This window comes from Flavobacterium sp. N2820, from assembly GCF_025947285.1.
In the GTDB taxonomy this organism is placed as follows: domain Bacteria; phylum Bacteroidota; class Bacteroidia; order Flavobacteriales; family Flavobacteriaceae; genus Flavobacterium.
This window is the reverse complement of the sequence record NZ_CP110008.1, coordinates 240916-261044: the sequence shown is the minus strand read 5'-3', so window position 1 is coordinate 261044 and position 20129 is coordinate 240916. Positions and strand designations below refer to the sequence as shown.

At 32.8% G+C, this 20129-nt stretch carries 14 protein-coding genes; all 14 read left to right on the top strand.

Going from position 1 to position 20129, the window contains the following annotated elements:
- Positions 1 to 18: 18 nt before the first annotated feature.
- A complete protein-coding gene (locus tag OLM52_RS01265) occupies positions 19 to 1299 on the top strand; it encodes a DUF58 domain-containing protein (RefSeq protein ID WP_264549348.1) in 1281 nt (426 codons plus the stop codon).
- An 84-nt stretch (positions 1300 to 1383) separates the two neighbouring features.
- Positions 1384 to 4413 carry an amidohydrolase family protein gene (locus tag OLM52_RS01260; RefSeq protein ID WP_264549347.1) on the top strand — a complete coding sequence of 1010 codons (3030 nt, stop codon included), beginning with the start codon at positions 1384 to 1386 and terminating at the stop codon, positions 4411 to 4413.
- A 2-nt stretch (positions 4414 to 4415) separates the two neighbouring features.
- Complete coding sequence (locus OLM52_RS01255; RefSeq protein ID WP_413614417.1) at positions 4416 to 5708, top strand: amidohydrolase family protein; 1293 nt, start codon at positions 4416 to 4418, stop codon at positions 5706 to 5708.
- Positions 5709 to 5770: 62 nt separating this feature from the next.
- Entirely contained in the window at positions 5771 to 6562 is a 792-nt protein-coding gene (locus OLM52_RS01250) for a TrmH family RNA methyltransferase (RefSeq protein WP_264549345.1), read from the top strand.
- A gap of 84 nt (positions 6563 to 6646) precedes the next feature.
- Positions 6647 to 8866 carry a RelA/SpoT family protein gene (locus OLM52_RS01245; protein WP_264549344.1) on the top strand — a complete coding sequence of 740 codons (2220 nt, stop codon included), beginning with the start codon at positions 6647 to 6649 and terminating at the stop codon, positions 8864 to 8866.
- Between the two features lie 2 nt (positions 8867 to 8868).
- Positions 8869 to 9537, top strand: coding sequence for a hypothetical protein (locus OLM52_RS01240; RefSeq protein WP_264549343.1), 669 nt, complete (start codon positions 8869 to 8871; stop codon positions 9535 to 9537).
- Positions 9538 to 9635: 98 nt separating this feature from the next.
- The gene (locus OLM52_RS01235) at positions 9636 to 10073 is read left to right on the top strand and encodes a Fur family transcriptional regulator (protein ID WP_153200960.1); all 438 of its coding nucleotides are present in this window, start codon (positions 9636 to 9638) and stop codon (positions 10071 to 10073) included.
- Between the two features lie 32 nt (positions 10074 to 10105).
- Entirely contained in the window at positions 10106 to 11377 is a 1272-nt protein-coding gene (locus OLM52_RS01230) for an adenylosuccinate synthase (RefSeq protein WP_264549342.1), read from the top strand.
- A 117-nt stretch (positions 11378 to 11494) separates the two neighbouring features.
- Entirely contained in the window at positions 11495 to 13159 is a 1665-nt protein-coding gene (locus OLM52_RS01225; protein WP_264549341.1) for an OstA-like protein, read from the top strand.
- Positions 13160 to 13242: 83 nt separating this feature from the next.
- Complete coding sequence (locus OLM52_RS01220) at positions 13243 to 14433, top strand: aspartate aminotransferase family protein (RefSeq protein WP_264549340.1); 1191 nt, start codon at positions 13243 to 13245, stop codon at positions 14431 to 14433.
- A gap of 139 nt (positions 14434 to 14572) precedes the next feature.
- Entirely contained in the window at positions 14573 to 15967 is a 1395-nt protein-coding gene (locus OLM52_RS01215; RefSeq protein WP_264549339.1) for a tetratricopeptide repeat protein, read from the top strand.
- Between the two features lie 54 nt (positions 15968 to 16021).
- Positions 16022 to 16990 (top strand): DUF368 domain-containing protein, encoded by a 969-nt coding sequence (locus OLM52_RS01210; protein WP_264549338.1) that lies wholly within the window; start codon positions 16022 to 16024, stop codon positions 16988 to 16990.
- Between the two features lie 75 nt (positions 16991 to 17065).
- Entirely contained in the window at positions 17066 to 17821 is a 756-nt protein-coding gene (locus tag OLM52_RS01205; RefSeq protein ID WP_264549337.1) for a shikimate dehydrogenase family protein, read from the top strand.
- Between the two features lie 381 nt (positions 17822 to 18202).
- Complete coding sequence (locus OLM52_RS01200; protein ID WP_264549336.1) at positions 18203 to 20086, top strand: DUF349 domain-containing protein; 1884 nt, start codon at positions 18203 to 18205, stop codon at positions 20084 to 20086.
- The last annotated feature ends 43 nt before the right edge of the window (positions 20087 to 20129 follow it).

Sequence of the window (20129 nt, the reverse complement as noted above, 5' to 3'; positions counted from 1 at the left end):
TTCCTTTTTTATTGCCTCATGGGAATCATTTTGCTATTTGCAGTAGCTTACCTTTTTCCTGCGTTGTATCATGCTGTTTGGTATGCTTTGTATGTATTAATTGCCTTTGTGAGCATCGATATTTTACTGCTTTTTGGTTCCAATAAAAAAGTAATTGGGATTAGAAATATGTCTGAAAAATTATCAAATGGTGATGAAAACGAAATTCACATTGCACTAAATAATCAGTTCACTTTTCCAGTTCATTTAAAAATCATTGACGAAATTCCGTTTCAATTTCAACAACGCAATTTTGAAGTAAAAAGAAAAATCAAAGCGTTGGCAAAAGACGATTATCGCTACTTTTTGAGACCAACCGAACGTGGTGAATACTTTTTTGGAAATCTAAATATTTATACGACTTCTCCACTTCGATTAATTAGCCGAAGATTTACTTACGATAACAATCAAATGGTACCAACCTATCCATCATACATGCAATTAAGAAAGTATGATTTGATGGCTTTTTCTAATAATTTATTCCAATACGGATTAAAAAAAATTAGAAGAATTGGACATACCATGGAATTTGAGCAAATTAAAGAATATGTGCAAGGTGATGATTTGAGAACCATTAATTGGAAAGCTACTGCGAAAAAAAATCAATTGATGGTAAACCAATACCAAGATGAAAAATCGCAAAATGTATATATGGTGATTGATAAAGGTAGAGTAATGAAAATGCCTTTTAACGGACTAAGTTTGTTGGATTATGCCATAAACGCGACATTGGTTTTGTCAAACGTAATTCTCAAAAAACAAGACAAAGCCGGAATGTTTGCTTTCTCTAAAAAAGTTGAAAACCGTGTTGTGGCTGAAAAAAGACAAAGTCAAATGCAACTCATCATGGAAAATTTATACAATGTAAAAACCGATTTCTTTGAAAGCGATTTTAGTCGTTTGTATGTTGATGTAAAAAAACACGTCAACCAAAGAAGTTTAATTATGTTGTATACCAACTTTGAAACTTTAGATGGTTTACACCGACAACTACCTTATTTAAAAGGAATTGCAAAGAATCATTTATTAGTTATAGTCTTTTTTAACAACACCGAATTAAATGATTTAATTCACAAAAATGCAAGTAACGTTCAGGAAATTTATGATAAAGTAATTGCCGAAAAATTTGCTTTCGAAAAACGATTAATTGTCAACGAACTAAGAAAATACGGCATCTATTCGGTTTTAACCCAACCCGAAAATCTAACTTTAGATACCATTAATAAATATCTTGAAATTAAAGCAAGAGGAATACTTTAAAATACAACAATTGTTAAATTTCTATTGTGGGAATTTTTTATAATCAGTTAATTTTTATCTTTAGCCTTTACTAAACCCAAAAACATGAAATACTTATCGTTACTGTTAGTATTCTTGATTTCCTTTTCAGGAAATGCACAAGAATATTTTCCAAAAAATGATGGCGTAAAACAAAGCTTCAAAAACTATGTTGCGATCACAAACGCTACCATTTATGTTGCTGCTAACCAAAAAATTGAGAAAGCAACATTACTTATCAAAGAAAACAAAATCATTGAAGTTGGCACAAACGTTTCTATTCCAAAAGGAAGTACAATTGTAGATGCAACAGGAAAAATTATTTATCCTTCGTTCATTGAATTGTATAGCGAATTTGGGATCAGCAAACCTACTCCAAGACCAAACGGAAATTTCACACCGCAATACGAAACCAATCGTGAAGGTTATTATTGGAACGACCACATCAAACCAGAATATAATGCGTATGAAAACTTAAGTTATGATGAAAAAGCCGCTGGAGGTTTAAGAGAAATTGGTTTTGGTACCATTTTAAGCCATCATAACGACGGTGTAATTGCAGGAACAGGTTTATTGTGGACATTAAACGATTTCGGTACAAACGCAGACAGAATACTAAAAGATAAAGTTTCGCAACATTTTACATTCAGTAAAAGTAAATTTTCAAAACAAAGTTATCCGTCTTCAATGATGGGAAGCATGGCCTTAATTCGTCAGGTTTTTCATGATTCAAAATGGTATGCACAAGGAAATGCAACTAACAAAGATTTGTCTTTAGAAGCTTTTAATAACAACAAATCACTATTGCAAATTTTCAATGCAGGCGATAAATTAAGTGCATTAAGAGCTGATAAATTAGGAGATGAATTCGGAATAAAATATCTAATAAAAGGTGGTGGAAACGAATTTGAACGTATTGAAGAAATCAAAAAATCGGGAGCAACTTTTATTATTCCAATAAATTTTCCTGATGTTTATGATGTTTCTGACCCATATTTAGCACAACAAGTAAGTTTGAGCGATATGAAATTTTGGAATCAAGCACCTTTTAACTTGAAAATTTTGGCTGAGAACAACGTTTCATTCGTACTTTCAACAGCTGATTTAAAAGAACCAAAATCATTTCTTTCCAATTTAAGAAAAGCCGTTTTATATGGTTTACCAAAAGAAAAAGCATTAGTAGCCTTAACCGAAACACCAGCAAAATTGGTCAATCAATTTGATAAAGTAGGGTCGCTTTCAAAAGGAAAATTAGCTAATTTCATCATCGTTTCAGGTGATATTTTTGAAGAAAAAAGCAATATCTTAGAAAACTGGGTACAAGGAAACCGCAATATCATCGATAAAATCAATCCTGCAGCTATTAAAGGGACATATGATTTAACCTTCGACAACCAAAAATATGAATTAAAAATCGAAGGCGAAGCTCCGAAATTCGAAGCAAAAATAGTTCGTGACAGCATTGAATATGGAACAAAAATTCAGTTTAACGATCCATGGGTAAATTTAGTTATCAAAAATCAAGATACTACAAAAGCAAATTTCGTTAGACTTTCAGGAACTTTCGTAAAAGACATGATACAAGGAAAAGCCGTTTTAGAAAATGGTAACGAAACTTCTTGGTTGGCTACAAAAAAAATAACAGAAGTTACAGAAGAACAAAAGAAAGAAGACAAAAAAGACGAACCGAAAGTACCGTCAATGTATCCAGTAACGTATCCTAATATTTCTTTTGGAAACGATGAAAAACCAAAACAAGAAACTATTTTATTCAAAAATGTAACCGTTTGGACAGGTGAAAAAGAAGGAATTTTAAAAGAAACCGATGTTTTAATCCAAAACGGAAAAATTGCAAAAATTGGTAAAAACTTACCTTCTTCAGGTGCAAAAGTAGTTGACGGAACGGGGAAACACTTAACGGCTGGAATTATCGACGAACATTCGCACATTGCCATTTCTAATGGAGTTAACGAGGGAGGACAAAACTCATCAGCAGAAGTTACCATTGAAGATGTAGTAAATTCAGATGACATCAACATTTACAGAAATTTAGCAGGCGGTGTTACTTCTGCAAACTTATTACATGGTTCTGCAAATCCAATTGGTGGTCGTGCGGCATTCATCAAATTAAAATGGGGCTATTCACCAGAAGAAATGTTAGTAAATGATGCTCCAAAATACATCAAATTTGCTTTGGGTGAAAACGTAAAACAATCGAATTGGGGTGATAATGCACGTAATCGTTTTCCACAATCGCGTATGGGTGTGGAACAAGTTTATGAAGATTATTTCACCAGAGCAATCGAATATAAAAACGAATGGGATGCGTACAAATCTGGAAAAGGTAAAAACAAAGTTATGCCAAGATTTGATGTAGAAATGGAAGTTTTAGGCGAAATTTTAGCTAAAAAACGTTTCATCACTTGTCATTCTTATGTGCAATCGGAAATCAATATGTTAATGAAATTAGCTGAACGCTATAATTTCAAAATTCAGACATTCACACATATTTTAGAAGGTTATAAATTAGCTGATAAAATGTCGGCTCACGGCGTTGCTGGTTCTACATTTGCCGATTGGTGGGCTTACAAATATGAAGTTAACGATGCAATTCCATACAACGCAGCGATTATGATGAATGAAGGTGTGCAAGTTTCCATCAACTCGGATGATGCTGAAATGTCAAGACGTTTAAATCAAGAAGCGGCAAAAACAGTCAAATATGGAAATGTAACTGAAGAAGAAGCTTGGAATTTCGTAACCTTAAATCCAGCAAAAATTCTTCAAGTAGATAACAAAGTGGGAAGTATTAAAGTAGGAAAAGATGCTGATATAGTACTTTGGTCTGATAGTCCATTATCTATCTACACTAGAGCAGAAAAAACGTTAGTAGACGGAATTATTTTCTATGATTTAGAAAAAGAACAAGAAGTATTGAGTGAAATTAAAAAAGAAAGAGCCGAATTAATCAACTTCATGTTAGATGCTAAAAACAAAGGAATGAAAACGCAATTACCTAAGAAAAAAGAAAACGGTCATTACCATTGTGACACCTTAGGAGAATATTGCAAAGAGTCTCACTATAAATACAATTAATGATGAAAAAATATATAGTTCTTTTATTTATTTCTTTGTATGGGTTTGCCCAACAAACGCCTGCTCCAAAACAAAGTAAATCGATTTTAATCCTTGGCGCCAAAGCACATTTAGGAAACGGACAAGTGATTGATAATAGCTTGATTTCAATTATTGATGGAAAAATCGCAACCATTGGCGATGCCACAGTAATGAAACCAGCTAAACATGACATAATGATTGAAGCAGCTGGAAAACACGTTTATCCTGGATTCATTGCACCAAATTCAACATTAGGTTTAGTCGAAATTGATGCGGTAAGAGCTTCAGATGACGAAAGCGAATTAGGTGATTTTAATCCTCATGTGAGAAGTATTATTGCATATAATGCAGAATCTAAATTAGTGGAGACGACGCGTCCAAACGGCGTTTTATTAGCGCAAATTACACCAAGAGGCGGAAGAATTCCTGGAACTTCATCAATCGTTCAATTAGATGCTTGGAATTGGGAAGATGCTACAATAAAAGGGAACGATGGAATTCATTTAAACTGGCCAAGAAGCTATTCAAGAGCTGGTTGGTGGGCAGAACCAGGAGGCATCGAAATGAACAAAAATTACGATCCGCAAGTAAAAGCTATTCAAGAATATTTTGACAATGCTTTTGCTTATTTGGGAAGTAAAAATGCTAAAAAAGATATTCCATTCGAAGCTATGAACGGCTTACAATCGGGCGAAAAAACATTGTTTGTAAATGCAAATGGCGAAAAAGAAATCATCGATGCGATTTTATTCAAAAAGAAAAACAACATCAAAAACATGACGATTGTTGGAGGGTATTATGCTTTTAGAGTCGCAAATTTATTAAAAGAAAACAACGTTTCTGTATTATTAAAACGTGTTCACGATTTACCTTTATTAGAAGATGAAGACGTAAATTTACCATACAAAAATGCAAAATTATTAGTCGATGCGGGTGTTTTAGTTGGTTTGCAAAATGCAGGCGACATGGAACGTATGCAAACCAGAAATCTTCCATTCTACGCTGGAACTTGCGCCGCTTGGGGACTTTCAAAAGAACAAGCATTGCAATTAATTACTGGAAATTCAGCTAAAATTCTTGGAATTGACAACCAATACGGAACTTTGGAATCAGGGAAAAGCGCCACATTATTTATTTCAGAAGGTGATGCTTTAGACATGAAAACCAACATCATATCATTCGCATTTATCGATGGAAGACAAATCAGTTTAGAAAGTCACCACACCGAATTATACGAACGCTACAAAGGAAAATTTGAACAACAAAAAAAATAAGACCAAAAGCCTTTCAGTAAATGAAAGGCTTTTTTGTATTTTTGCACTATAATTTCTATTTCATGAAACAAATTACCTCGGTTCAAAATCCGTTTATTAAATCGTTAGTCCAATTGCAAGAAAAAGCAAAAGTTCGTAAGCAAACGGGCACTTTTTTAATAGAAGGAAAACGCGAAATTGAGTTAGCACTAAAAGGCGGTTATGAATTAGAAACTATTTTGTTTTTACCCGAAATCATTTCGGAAAGAGAAATAAAAAATCTAGTTAAATCAGGTGAAATAGAACTTATCGAAATATCAAAAGAAGTCTATCAAAAATTAGCCTATCGTGATACAACTGAAGGTATCTTAGTCATTGCCAAAACAAAATCGTTAGCTTTATCCGATTTAAAACTTTCTAAAAATCCATTGATTTTAGTAGGCGAATCATTAGAAAAACCAGGAAATGTTGGCGCTATTTTAAGAACTGCTGATGCCGCTAATATAGATGCAGTTATTATCGCTCATCCAAAAAGCGATTTATACAATCCAAATATCGTTCGCTCAAGTGTTGGATGTTTATTTACTAGACAAATTGCAGTTGGAACTACGGAAGAAGTAATTACTTATTTGAAAGCAAATAAAATTAACATCTATTCGGCAACTTTGCAAGATTCTTCAGAATACCACACACAAAACTTCACTACTCCTACTGCTTTAGTGGTTGGGACAGAAGCTACAGGTTTGTCAGAAAAATGGAGAACTGAAAGTACTAAAAACATCATTATTCCAATGCAAGGCGAAATTGACTCAATGAATGTTTCTGTAGCTGCAGCTATTTTACTATTTGAAGCCAAAAGACAACGCGGATTTTAGTCTTTCATCTTTTCTCTTTTTTCTATTTTCTACATTTGCACAATTAGAAAAATTAGCTTACTTTTAAGTGGTTAAAGAAAATGTATGACAGAGATAGAATTAGAAGCCGAAAACAAAGCCATTGCGCAAGAATATAAAGAACTACTTCGCATCAGTTATCAAACCCTTACTGATGAAGACAAAAAAATCATCCGTAAAGCATTTGATGTAGCTGTTGATGCTCACAAAGACCAACGAAGAAAATCGGGTGAAGCCTATATTTTCCATCCCATTGCCGTAGCTAAAATTGTAGCGCGAGATATTGGTTTGGGAGCAACGTCAATAGCGGCCGCTTTAATGCACGATGTGGTAGAGGACACCGATATTACAGTTGAGGACATTGAAAAAATGTTCAATCCTAAAATTGCTCAATTGGTTGAAGGCTTAACCAAAATTGCCAAAGTTAAAACCGATCAAGAAATTTCAATGCAAGCGGAAAATTTCCGTAAAATGTTATTGACTTTGAATGATGATGTTCGGGTGATTATTATCAAAATCGCTGATAGATTGCACAATATGCAAACTATGGGAAGTATGGCCGATTACAAACAAGCCAAAATTGCTTCCGAAACCTTATACATTTATGCTCCACTCGCCCATCGTTTAGGGTTATACAACATCAAAACACAGTTAGAAGATTTAGGATTAAAATATACCGAACCTGAAGTTTACAACGATATTGTTAGTAAAATTAAGGAAACCAAAGAAGAACAAGATGCTTACATCAAAACTATTTCTGATGTTTTAAGCAAATCGATGATTGATGAAGGCATTGAATTTACGATTAAAGGTCGTCCAAAATCAATTTATTCTATTCGTAGAAAAATGAAAGCGCAAGGGGTTACTTTTGATGAAGTATACGATAAATTTGCGCTTCGAATCATCTATAAATCAAATCCGCATGATGAAAAATTCATTGCTTGGAAGATCTATTCTGTAGTTACCGATCATTATCGACCATCTCCAAGTAGATTACGCGATTGGATTTCTTCACCAAAATCAACAGGCTACGAAGCTTTACACATTACTGTAATGGGTCCAAAAGGGCGCTGGGTCGAAATTCAAGTTCGAAGCGAACGTATGGATGAAATCGCAGAAAAAGGCTACGCAGCACACTACAAATACAAAAACGGTGCAACTGAAGAACATGGTTTGGAAATTTGGCTAAACCAATTGAAAGAAGCTTTAGAAAATTCAACAGCAAATGCAGTTGACTTTGTAGAAGATTTCAAGTTGAATTTGTATGCTAAAGAAATCTATGTATTTACTCCAAAAGGCGAAATTAAATCGTTACCAAAAGGGGCTACTTCTTTAGATTTTGCATTCAGTATTCACTCAGAAATTGGTGTAAAAACAAGGGGAACAAGGGTTAACGGAAAATTAGTTCCATTAAATCATGTTTTAAACAGTGGTGATCAGGTAGAAATTATTACTTCCGCAAATCAAAAACCAACTTCGCAATGGTTGGATTATGTAACAACTTCTAGAGCAAAAAACAAGATAAAGAATGTTCTAAACGAAAATACTAAAAAAATTGCAGAGGATGGTAAAGAAATTTTAGAACGAAAGCTTCGCCATTTAAAAATCACCTTAAATGAGAATACAACCAACGAACTAGTTAATTTTTTCAAATTACAAACTAGTTTAGATTTATTCTACAGAGCAGGAATTGGTTCAATAGAAAACCAACAATTAAAAGATTATGCCGCTCAAAAAAGCAATACGTTAGTCAATTTCTTTAAGAAAACGATAAAACGTTCACCATCATCACAACCCGATCAAATCCATAAAAATGAAATCAGCAAGAAATTAGACATGCTGGTATTTGGAACAGAACAAGATAAATTAGACTACAAATTATCCAGTTGCTGTAATCCAATTCCTGGTGACGATGTTTTTGGATTTATAACAATTAATGAAGGAATTAAAGTACACAAAAAAGATTGTCCAAATGCCATTAGTATGCAATCGAATTATGCTTACCGAATTATTCAAGCCAAGTGGATTGATTCTTCGCAAGAGGAATTCAAAGCAATTTTAAAAATCACCGGAATGGATATTTTAGGGTTAACTAACGATTTAACTAAAGTGATTTCAAGTCAAATGAATGTCAACATTCAAAGTATTTCATTGAGTAGCGAAGCAGGTATATTTAACGGACAAGTAACTGTTGTAGTACAAAACAATACCATTTTGAAAAAACTAATAGATAATATTAAAAAAGTAGACGGAATTGACAAAGTAACACGTGTATACACTAATTAGATATGAGAAGATTTTTATTTCTATTAATATTTTTTACTGTTAGTCTTTCTGCACAAAATAAATTTGCCAAATATTGGTTAGATCCTGAAGGCAAGGAAATAAAAAACAAATACATGAGGCTTCTATCAGAAGAATATCCTGACAATTCAATGGCTTTTAGAAAAATCGCTGATAGTGGAATGGTCTATCAATATAATGCCCCAAAATATTCAACATACAAAGTTGACTATACCATTATTAAAACAGAAATTGAAAAAATTACAAATAAAACTTACACTGATTCGACTATATTTTTAATTAACTTCAATTACTTAGATGACACCTGTTCTGACTGGTTTTCGAATAATCTAAGTTCAGAAAAAATTAACGATAGAAAAACATTTATTGAGCCATTAAAAAAAGGCATTGAATATAAAAGCAATGTAATTTATTTAGCTTTCTTTGAAAACGGAATTGTGTTAAAAAACAAACCTGAATCAAAAAGAGAATATTTTTTTTCAGACCAAAATAATTTCTTTAGAAAAAATTTATTCATTAACGCAACTGTTTGTGGCTCATTTGGACTTATAAAACCAAATGGTCAAACTCTAATTAGAAATGGTGAATATAGACCCGATTCAATGAACGAACATCTCAAACCGGAAATTTGGAATCTTATTTTTCAACAATAATTATAATGTCTTAATAACTCTGTTCAAAAAAATTGCTAACTCCTAACTTCTAACTTCTAACTTTCACTATCTTTGCCAATATTTCATTTAACAAAGCAATGGAAAACAAAAATCAGGAAATTGTAAAAAATGTTTTTACAAAATATTTAGAAGAAAAAGCACATCGTAAAACACCAGAACGATACGCCATTCTTCAGGAAATTTACAATGCAACCGAGCATTTTGATATCGAATCTTTGTACATCAAAATGAAAAATAAAAACTATAGAGTAAGTAGAGCTACACTTTATAACACTATCGAACTTTTATTAGAATGTGGTTTGGTGCGTCGTCATCAGTTTGGACAAAATCAAGCGCATTATGAAAAATCATATTTCGACAAACAACATGATCATATTATTTTAACGGATTCTGGCGAAGTTATCGAATTTTGTGACCCAAGAATTCAACAAATAAAACAAACCATGGAAGAAATGTTTGGAATTGATATCACAAACCATTCACTTTACTTCTACGGAACAAAAAAACAACAATAAACAACTAACTACAAATAATAAACAACAACACAATGACTGTAGATTTACTACTTGGATTACAATGGGGCGATGAAGGGAAAGGAAAAATCGTTGACGTTCTTACTTCAAAATATGATATTATTGCTCGTTTTCAAGGTGGACCAAATGCGGGACACACTTTAGAATTTGACGGAATTAAACACGTTTTAAGAACAATTCCTTCTGGAATTTTTCATAAAAACGCCATCAATATTATTGGAAATGGTGTGGTAATTGACCCTGTAGTTTTTCAAAAAGAAATCGAAGGTTTAGCAAAATTCGATTTAGATATTACAGCTAAATTATTCATTTCAAGAAAAGCACACTTAATTTTACCTACGCACCGTTTACTTGACGCTGCTTCTGAAGCATCAAAAGGAAAAGCAAAAATTGGTTCTACTTTAAAAGGAATTGGTCCAACTTATATGGACAAAACGGGTAGAAACGGACTTCGTGTTGGTGATTTAGAATTAGAAGACTTCAAACAACGCTATAGAGTATTAGCTGACAAACACGAAGCGATGATTGCTTTCTATGATGTTGACTTACAATACGATTTAAAAGAAATGGAAGAAGAGTTTTTTGAAGCTGTAAAAGACTTGAAAAAATTAACTTTTATCGATAGTGAGGAATATTTAAACAAAGCCTTAAAAGAAGGAAAATCAATTTTAGCAGAAGGAGCACAAGGTTCTTTATTAGATGTTGATTTTGGAACCTATCCTTTTGTAACTTCTTCAAATACAACTGCGGCTGGTGCTTGTACTGGTTTAGGAATTGCACCAAATAAAGTAAAAGACGTTTTCGGAATTTTCAAAGCTTACACAACTCGTGTAGGTAGCGGACCATTTCCAACAGAAGATTTCAACGAAGCTGGTCAAACAATGGCTAAAGTGGGTAATGAATTTGGATCGGTTACTGGACGTGCACGTCGTTGTGGTTGGTTAGATTTAGTAGCTTTAAAATATGCAGTTCAAGTAAATGGCGTAACCCAATTATACATGATGAAAGGCGATGTGCTTTCAGGATTTGATACGTTACAAATTTGTACAGGTTACAACTACAAAGGACAACAAATTGAACATTTACCATACAATATTGAACCTGAAAACGTAACACCAATTTTTATAGAAATGAAAGGTTGGAAAGCCGATTTAACAGGAATGACAACCTATGATGAATTACCACAAGAATTAAAGGCATACATCGAATTTATTGAGACTGCAGTCGAAGTGCCAATCAAAGTAATTTCGGTGGGACCAGATAGAAAACAAACTATTACCAAATAATTTTAAAAACGCTTTCTTTTTAGAGAGCGTTTTTTTTTGACTATTAATGATAAAAAAATCTTAATAGATAACCGCATTTCTACTTTTTACTTAAATTTGACTCAAAATAAATACGTCTTGAAAAAAACAGTGTTGTTAATCGCTTTTTTACTTTTTACGGTAGTGAATGCATTTGCTCAAAAAAGTAAAGAAATAATCATCGAAAACTCAGATTATACAGATAGAAATGAAATTGAAATTCCTGGAGCAGTTATTTTTACTGGGAATGTTCAAGTACTTCATAATGGTATTAAAATGAATTGTAACAAAGCCTATTACTTTGAAAGTGAAAAGTATATCAAAGCCTTTGGAAACGTTATAATTAATCAAGGTGATTCTATTTTTATGAATAGTCGCTATGCAGAATACGATGGAAAAACTGAGTTTGCATTTGCAACAGGCGATGTATCAATGCGTTCTCCTGAATCAACTTTAGTTACAGATACCGTTTATTTTGACAAAAAAAACCAACAAGCTTTTTATAATTCTTATGGAACCATTCATAATAAAGAGAATACTCTAAAGAGTAAATCAGGTCGCTATTATGTGGATCAAAAAAAATACAAATTTACAACTGCAGTTACTGTTACCAATCCGCAATCTACGATTAAAACCAATAACTTAGATTTTTACGAAAATTCTGGACATGCATACGTTTTTGGACCTTCAACCATTACCAGTAAAGAAAATGTAATTTATACTGAAAATGGTTTTTATGATACGAAAAACGATGTTGGAAAATTATCAAAAAATTCTAAAATCACGTATGATAATAAAATTATTGAAGGCGATGATCTATTTTATGACCGAAAGAAAAATTATTCGAGAGGAATTAATAACGTAAAAATTACTGACACCATAAATAAAGTAATTGCTACAGGACATTTTGCTGAACTTTACAGAAATCTTGAAACTAAAAAAGATTCAATGGTATTAACTAAAAAAGCATTAGTTAAAACATTAGTAGAGAAAGATACCATGTTTATGCACGGAAAAAAAATCATCGTTTCTGGCCCACAAGACGACAGGGTAATTCGAGCTTTTAATAATGTTCGATTTTACAAAACCGATATGAGTGGAAAATGTGATTCGTTACATTCAAGTACAAAAAACGAATTAACACAACTAATCGGAAAACCAATACTTTGGAACAACGAAAACCAAATGACAGGTGATGTAATGCATTTAATAGGCAACAATGAAACTGAAAAATTAGACTCGCTAAAAGTATTAAATAACGCATTTATTATTCAAAAAGACAGTTTAAGTAAAAACGGATTCAACCAAATGAAAGGCCAAAATTTATTTGGAAGATTTGAAGAAAACAAACTAAAAGAAGTGGATATCATCAAAAATGCTGAATCCATTTATTATATTTATAATGATAAAAATGAATTTGTTGGCATCCGGAAATCAGTTTGTAGTCGCATCAACTTAGAAATGAACGAAAACAAAATTGAAACAATGACCGGATTTAATAATACTGAGAGTAATATTTATCCAGACAACGAATTTCCAGAAAATGCTCGAAAATTAAGAGGTTTTGCGTGGCGTGGCGATGAACGAATTCTATCCAAAGAAAATATTTTTCCTGAAGATGAATTGGCCATAGATGCTAAGGTACAAATAGATGCCAAACAGAAAGCTATTGAGTCTGAAAAACCAATGAAAATTCAAAAAGAAACTTTGGAATACGATGAAAAAAATCCGAAACCAAAAGATAAAACCGTGAAAAAGCAATAAGTTTTATACTTAATACAAAATATTGTTTAGTAATTCACAACAAAGCTTAGAGCCTATAGCTTAAAGCCTAAAGCAGATTAAAAATGATTGAAGATTTTTTTAAATACCAAGCACAAACTTCTCCTTATCCTTTAGCGCTAGAAGTTTCCTATGCAAAAGGTTCCTATATATTTGACACTAACGGAAATCCATATTTGGATTTTGTGGCTGGTGTTTCGGCATGCACATTAGGCCATCAACCTAAACGTGTAAACGACGCTATTAAAAAGCAACTAGACACCTATTCTCACGTAATGGTATATGGCGAATATGCACAACATCCAGCGACAGAATTATGCAAATTATTAGCCGAAAACCTTCCCTATCCACTAACAAAAACATATTTAGTGAATTCAGGAACGGAAGCAATTGAAGGTGCGTTAAAACTAGCTCGTCGTGTTACGGGAAGAAGCCAATTAATATCGTGTCACAACGCCTATCATGGCAACACAATGGGAAGCATGAGTGTGATGGGATTTGAAGAACGCAAACAAATTTTTCGTCCGTTAATTCCTGATGTCGATTTCATTACGTTCAACAACGAAGCCGATTTAGAAAAAATCACTACAAAAACGGCAGGAATTTTATTAGAAACTATTCAAGGTGGTGCTGGTTTTATTGAACCTCAAAACGATTTTCTTAAAAAAGTGCGCCAACGTTGTGATGAAGTTGGTGCCATTATGATATTAGACGAAATTCAACCTGGATTTGGTCGAACAGGAAAGCTTTTCGGATTTCAAAACTATGATGTTATTCCCGATGTGGTTGTTATGGGAAAAGGAATGGGTGGCGGAATGCCTGTTGGTGCTTTCACAGCTTCCGAAAAAATGATGGATTTATTAAGTCATGACCCAAAACTTGGGCACATAACTACTTTTGGTGGACATCCTGTCATTGCGGCAGCATGTTTGGCAACATTACAAGAAGTTACCGAAACCAATTTAATGGCGGAAACTTTAGAAAAAGAACAATTATTCAGAAGTCTTCTCGTTCATCCTTTAATTAAAGAAATTCGCGGCCGTGGATTAATGTTAGCGGCCATGACAGAAACTCCTGAAATCACTAACGAAGTAGTGCTTCGCTGTCATAAAAGAGGGCTTATTTTATTTTGGTTATTATTCGAAGGTTGCGCCGTTCGAATTACACCACCACTTACACTTACTAATGAGGAAATTAGAAAAGGTTGTGGCATTATTATTGAGGTACTTAATGAGATTGAGAAAGAATTTAATTGATGCAAAGTTGAATGATAAAAATTGGCCGTTTTGGACATAAAAATTGTTAATTAAATTGTTTAAAACAAATCCTTTTTAATCCTACGCTTGCATCAAATATAAGTACCTTTATTAAGGATAAATCATAAAAGAGAGCGCTATGAATTTGAGTCACGAAGAAGAAGAAAACAGCTTATCCTTATCTAAATTTGAATCGATGTTAAAAACCAACAAAGTTTTTTTCTTTGATTCGGAAGAATTTGAAGACATTATTCTTCATTATATGGATACTGGCCGATTAAATTTGGCCAAAAAAGCGCTAAAATTAGGTTTAGAACAACACCCAAAATCTACCGGATTAAAATTAGTTCAAGTAGAAATGTTAGTCTATGAGGATAAACTCGATGTAGCTGAAAAGTTATTGAATGAGTTATATGCTATTGAACCTACAAACGAAGAAATTTACATTCAAAAAGCCAACATACATTCCAAAAGAGATGAGCATGAAAAAGCTATTGGGTTTTTAAAAATCGCGCTTAAATATACAGATGACTATGCGGATGTATATTCGATGATTGGTATGGAATATCTTTTCATGGATAATTTAGAATTAGCTAAAGAAAATTTCATCAAGTGTTTAGACGAAGATACCGAAGATTATTCGGCACTTTATAACGTAGTGTATTGCTTTGATTTTTTAGATCAAAACGAAGAAGCTATCGTATATCTAACCAAGTTTATTGATAAAAACCCGTATAGCGAAGTCGCTTGGCATCAGTTAGGTAGACAATATTATGCGCTTAAAAACTTTGATAAAGCGGTTTGGGCATTTGAATATGCTACCTTAATCGATGAAGGTTTTTTAGGTGCTTACATGGAAAAAGCAAAATCGTATGAGAAGCTTAAAAAATTTGAAGAAGCAATCGACTGTTACAAAATAGCCATTGAATTAGACGATCCATCTTCGTTTGTTTTATTACGCATGGCAAAGTGCTATGAACGACTTGGAAACATTGAATTTGCGCTTAATTTCTATTTAAAAACAGTTCACGAAGATCCATTGCTAGACAAAGGTTGGATTGCAATTACCGATTTTTATATTCGTCAAAAAAACTACCAAAAAGCCTTGTATTATGTCAACAAAGCAATTGGAATTGATGGTGATAATCCGTTATATTGGAAACGTTTTGCTGCTGTAAATAGTGCCTTACATTTCTTTGAAGAAGCAGAATATGGCTACAGAAAAGCATTTGAATCGGGTGATGTAAATTTAGATACTTTCACACTTTGGACAGATGTTTTACAATTTCTAGGCGAATTTGACAACGCTATCGAAATACTATTAGAAGCCACTACCCTTTTCCCAGAAGAATACGAAATCGAATACCGATTAGCGGGATTGTACTTTTTGAGCAACGAAAATAGTAAAGGTAATTTTCACCTAAATAATGGATTACGATTGAATTACAAAAACAAAACCGTTTTAAAAGATTATTTTCCAGTAGTTTGGGAAAGAACCGAAGTACAAAACCAAATTGCAAAATTTAAAAAATAATTATCAACTTATAATTCTATTCCAAAGTAGCAATGCTTTGGAATTTTTATTGCTATGAGAAAACTATTTCCCGATTATTTAATTATTACTTTAAAAGGTTTAGCTATGGGCGCTGCCGATGTTGTTCCAGGTGTTTCAGGCGGAACAATTGCTTTTATATCTGGTATTTACCAAGAATTAATTGACAGCATCAACAACGTAAATTTATCGGTTTTAAAAACCTTAAAAAAAGAAGGATTAAAAGCCGCTTGGCAACAAGTAAATGGTAGTTTTTTATTGGCTTTATTAACCGGAATTGGAATTAGTATTCTTACTTTTTCAAAAGTAATTACACATTTGTTAGAAACACAACCTATTTTAGTTTGGTCGTTCTTTTTTGGATTAATTATCGCAAGTATTGCATTAATTTGGAAAGAAACCAGCAACTGGAAAATGGTAGACATTTTAGCACTAATAATTGGAATTGCGCTATCTTATTACATCACAATCGCAAGACCTGTAAGTTCTCCTGATAGTTATTGGTATTTATTTTTATCAGGATTTATTGCCATTATTGCTATGATTTTACCAGGTATTTCAGGTGCTTTCATTTTACTTTTAATGGGATCGTATGAAACCGTAATTGGAACCATAAACCAATTTAGAGATGGTTTAGTAAATTTTAATACCGAAGTACTCGGACAAGCCATTTTAAAATTAGGTGTATTTGCCATTGGGGCAATTATTGGTTTAAAATCATTTTCAAAAGTATTGCATTGGATGTTCGAAAAACACAAAAACACAACACTTGCTTTATTGATAGGTTTTATGGCAGGTTCATTAAATAAAGTATGGCCTTGGAAACAAGTTTTAGAAACAAGAATCAATAGTCATGGCGAAGTGGTGCCCTACATAGATAAAAGTATTTTGCCCCAAAATTTTGATGGACAACCGCAAATTCTAACCGCTATTACATTAGCAATTATTGGATTTATTGTAATTTTTGGAATGGAAAAATTAGCTGCTAAATTGGGAAAAAATTAAAAAATAACATTCTCCTAACACAAATTAATGAAATACTAATTAACTTTGATTAGTCTCATTTAAAAACCATCAAAAATGAAAAAGAAAAGTAAAAAGCAATTAAAATTTGGTCTTATTGGACGAAATATTAGCTATTCTTTTTCTAAAAAATATTTCTCCGAAAAATTTGAAATTAGTCATTTTGACAATTGCGAATACAAAAATTATGACATAGAATCCATCAAAGAATTTCCTAAAATTGTTTCAGAAACCAAAGGACTGATGGGATTTAACGTAACTATTCCGTACAAAGAAGAAATTATTCCGATGTTGGATAAACTTTCTAAAACGGCAAAAATAATAGGTGCTGTTAATTGTGTAACTGTTTCTAAAAAAAGAAAATTAAAAGGCTACAACACTGATTATTATGGATTCAAAAAATCGATAAAACCATTAGTAAAAGAACATCATAAAAAAGCATTAATTTTGGGAACAGGCGGTGCGAGTAAAGCAGTTGCTTATGCGTTACGAAAACTAAAAATTGAATACGATTTTGTTTCCAGAACGCCCGACGAATTTCAGTTTGATTATGCTGATTTGAATGCTGAAGTTTTTGAAGAATACCACATTATCATCAACACAACACCAGTTGGAACCCATCCAAATGTGGAAGAATATCCAAATTTAGACTACAGTTTGTTTACTAAAAAACACATTGCCTATGATTTGGTTTACAACCCCGAAGAAACGGCATTTTTAAAAAAAGCCAAAGAAAATAACGCAAAAACAAAAAACGGCTACGATATGCTTGTTTTTCAAGCGGAAAAAGCTTGGAAAATATGGAATGAATAGCCTTTATTAGTCAAAAGATACATAAAAAAACAAGCAAAGTTTTTCAAATCAATTTGTCATACTAAACGCGTTTCAGTAGTTCTGAGTATCTTATTTTGTTCCTTCATAATTTCATACCTAAGCCATTTTAAGTTAAGCTTTTGGAAAAGTATATGACTAATAATCATTAAAACCCAAAAAAGCGAATCATCAGCAGTCTAACCCCAATAGCAGGGCAACTTGCCCTTGAGCAAATGGAATGTATAGTTTAAAAAGAGATCAAAAAAAATGCTTAAACCTTTCGTTTCAAAGAAAATAACAGATAAATAGTCGATTTTTTTTGAATTTTCGTAGTGCTTTACTATCTTCACACCTTTAATAGTAACCTTAAGCATTTATACAATGTCAGAAGCACAACACGATAACCTGCAAAACGCAGACGGACAAGACTCAATTGAACAACAAAATGATGTTACAATTATTAGTCAAACAGTATTAGAAGAAATCGACAATTCAAATGCAGAAGAAAACGAAGACGACTCGGTAAAAGAAAAGCACGAAATCCCAATGCTGGATTACGATTCCTTATCGATGGAAGAATTAACCGATGAACTTGAAAAATTGGTTACCAACGAAAAAGTAATGGCAATAAAAGACCATGCTGAAGGAATTAGAAAAGCTTTTTCAGACAAATACCATCATTTTATCGATGAAAAAAGAGAGGAATTCAATGCGCAAAATAACGAAGAAGGTGTTGATTTTGAGTACCATTTTCCTTTAAAAAATAAATTTGATACGATTTATAACGCGTACAAAGCCAATAAAGCAAAACATTTTAAACAATTACAAAATAATTTAGAACACAACTTTGCGGTTCGTGAAGCATTGATTGAAGAGTTAAAACAACTTATCGATTCTGGTGATTCTAACATTGGAGACATGTTTAAAAAAGCGAATGATATTCGTGAACGTTGGAAAAATGCAGGAGCCATTCCGAGAGATAAATACAACATCTTATGGAACAATTACCATTTTCATACCGAGCGTTTTTATGATGTAATTCATTTAGATAAAGAAGCGCGCGATTTAGACTTGAAAAACAATTTAGAGCAAAAGCTACATATTATTGCAAAAGCGAAGGAATTGTTAAATGAAGAAGATGTAATGAAAGCCTTTCGTGAATTGCAATTATTACACCGTGTTTGGAAAGAAGAAATTGGACCAGTAGACCGAGAACACAGAGAAGTAATCTGGAATGAATTCAGCGATATCACCAAACAAATGCACGATAAACGTGAAGCGTTGTATGCTATTGCAAGAGGTAGAGAAACTGAAAACTTAGCAGTTAAAAACGAAATTATTGCGCAAATTGAAGCTTTGGGAACCGAAAAAATCGATTCACACAGTGGATGGCAAGCACAAATTAAAAAACTAGAGGCTTTGCGTGAAGCCTTTTTCAAAGCAGGAAAGGTACCAGCAGAAGTAACTGAAGATACTTGGGCAAAATTCAAAAATGCGGTTAGAGCGTTTAACGTTCATAAAAATGTATTTTATAAAGATATCAAACACGAGCAACACGAAAATTTGACTAAAAAGTTAGCCTTAGTTGAACAAGCAAAATCATTACAAGAAAGTACCGATTTCAATGTTGCAACGCCAATTATGAAGAAAATTCAAGAAGATTGGAAAAAAATCGGGCATGTACCTCGTAAATATTCAGACAGCATTTGGAAAGATTTTAAAGATGCTTGTAACGCTTATTTTGACCGAATGCACGAAGCCAGAAACGCAGAAAGTAGCGAAGAAGTAGAAGCATTTGAAAAGAAGAAAGCCTTTTTAGAAGAATTGAAAGATTTTACCCTTTCGGGAGAACATAAAGCGGATTTAGATGCGATAAAAGCACACATTGCAACTTGGAAAACATTTGGTAAAGTGCCGTTTAACCGCAGACACATCGAAGGAAAATTCAACAAAATTTTAGATGCCTTATTTGAAAAGCTAAGCATGTCTAAAAAAGATACCGAAATGATGCGTTTTAGCAACCGTTTAGAGCAAATGAGCGACAACGATGATAAGCGTGCGTTAGAACAAGAACAATTCTTTATTAGAAAGAAAATCGACGAAGTTCAAAGCGAAATTTTTCAATTAGAGAACAACATTCAATTTATTAGTAGTAGCTCTAAAGGTGAAAACCCATTTATTAAAGAGGTACAAAAAAGTATCGAACGCCACAAAGACGATTTGAAATTGTGGAAAGAAAAACTACAACAAATTAAAAATATGTAATAAAAAATCCCGAGTTTAGGCTCGGGATTTTTAATACTTTCAC

Coding starts and splice junctions, on each gene's coding strand:
- OLM52_RS01250 (WP_264549345.1), top strand. CDS start 5,771: ATGAAACAAATTACCTCGGTTCAAAATCCGTTTATTAAATCGTTAGTC.
- OLM52_RS01240 (WP_264549343.1), top strand. CDS start 8,869: ATGAGAAGATTTTTATTTCTATTAATATTTTTTACTGTTAGTCTTTCT.
- OLM52_RS01205 (WP_264549337.1), top strand. CDS start 17,066: ATGAAAAAGAAAAGTAAAAAGCAATTAAAATTTGGTCTTATTGGACGA.
- OLM52_RS01220 (WP_264549340.1), top strand. CDS start 13,243: ATGATTGAAGATTTTTTTAAATACCAAGCACAAACTTCTCCTTATCCT.
- OLM52_RS01200 (WP_264549336.1), top strand. CDS start 18,203: ATGTCAGAAGCACAACACGATAACCTGCAAAACGCAGACGGACAAGAC.
- OLM52_RS01210 (WP_264549338.1), top strand. CDS start 16,022: ATGAGAAAACTATTTCCCGATTATTTAATTATTACTTTAAAAGGTTTA.
- OLM52_RS01265 (WP_264549348.1), top strand. CDS start 19: ATGGGAATCATTTTGCTATTTGCAGTAGCTTACCTTTTTCCTGCGTTG.
- OLM52_RS01260 (WP_264549347.1), top strand. CDS start 1,384: ATGAAATACTTATCGTTACTGTTAGTATTCTTGATTTCCTTTTCAGGA.
- OLM52_RS01245 (WP_264549344.1), top strand. CDS start 6,647: ATGACAGAGATAGAATTAGAAGCCGAAAACAAAGCCATTGCGCAAGAA.
- OLM52_RS01230 (WP_264549342.1), top strand. CDS start 10,106: ATGACTGTAGATTTACTACTTGGATTACAATGGGGCGATGAAGGGAAA.
- OLM52_RS01235 (WP_153200960.1), top strand. CDS start 9,636: ATGGAAAACAAAAATCAGGAAATTGTAAAAAATGTTTTTACAAAATAT.
- OLM52_RS01255 (WP_413614417.1), top strand. CDS start 4,416: ATGAAAAAATATATAGTTCTTTTATTTATTTCTTTGTATGGGTTTGCC.
- OLM52_RS01215 (WP_264549339.1), top strand. CDS start 14,573: ATGAATTTGAGTCACGAAGAAGAAGAAAACAGCTTATCCTTATCTAAA.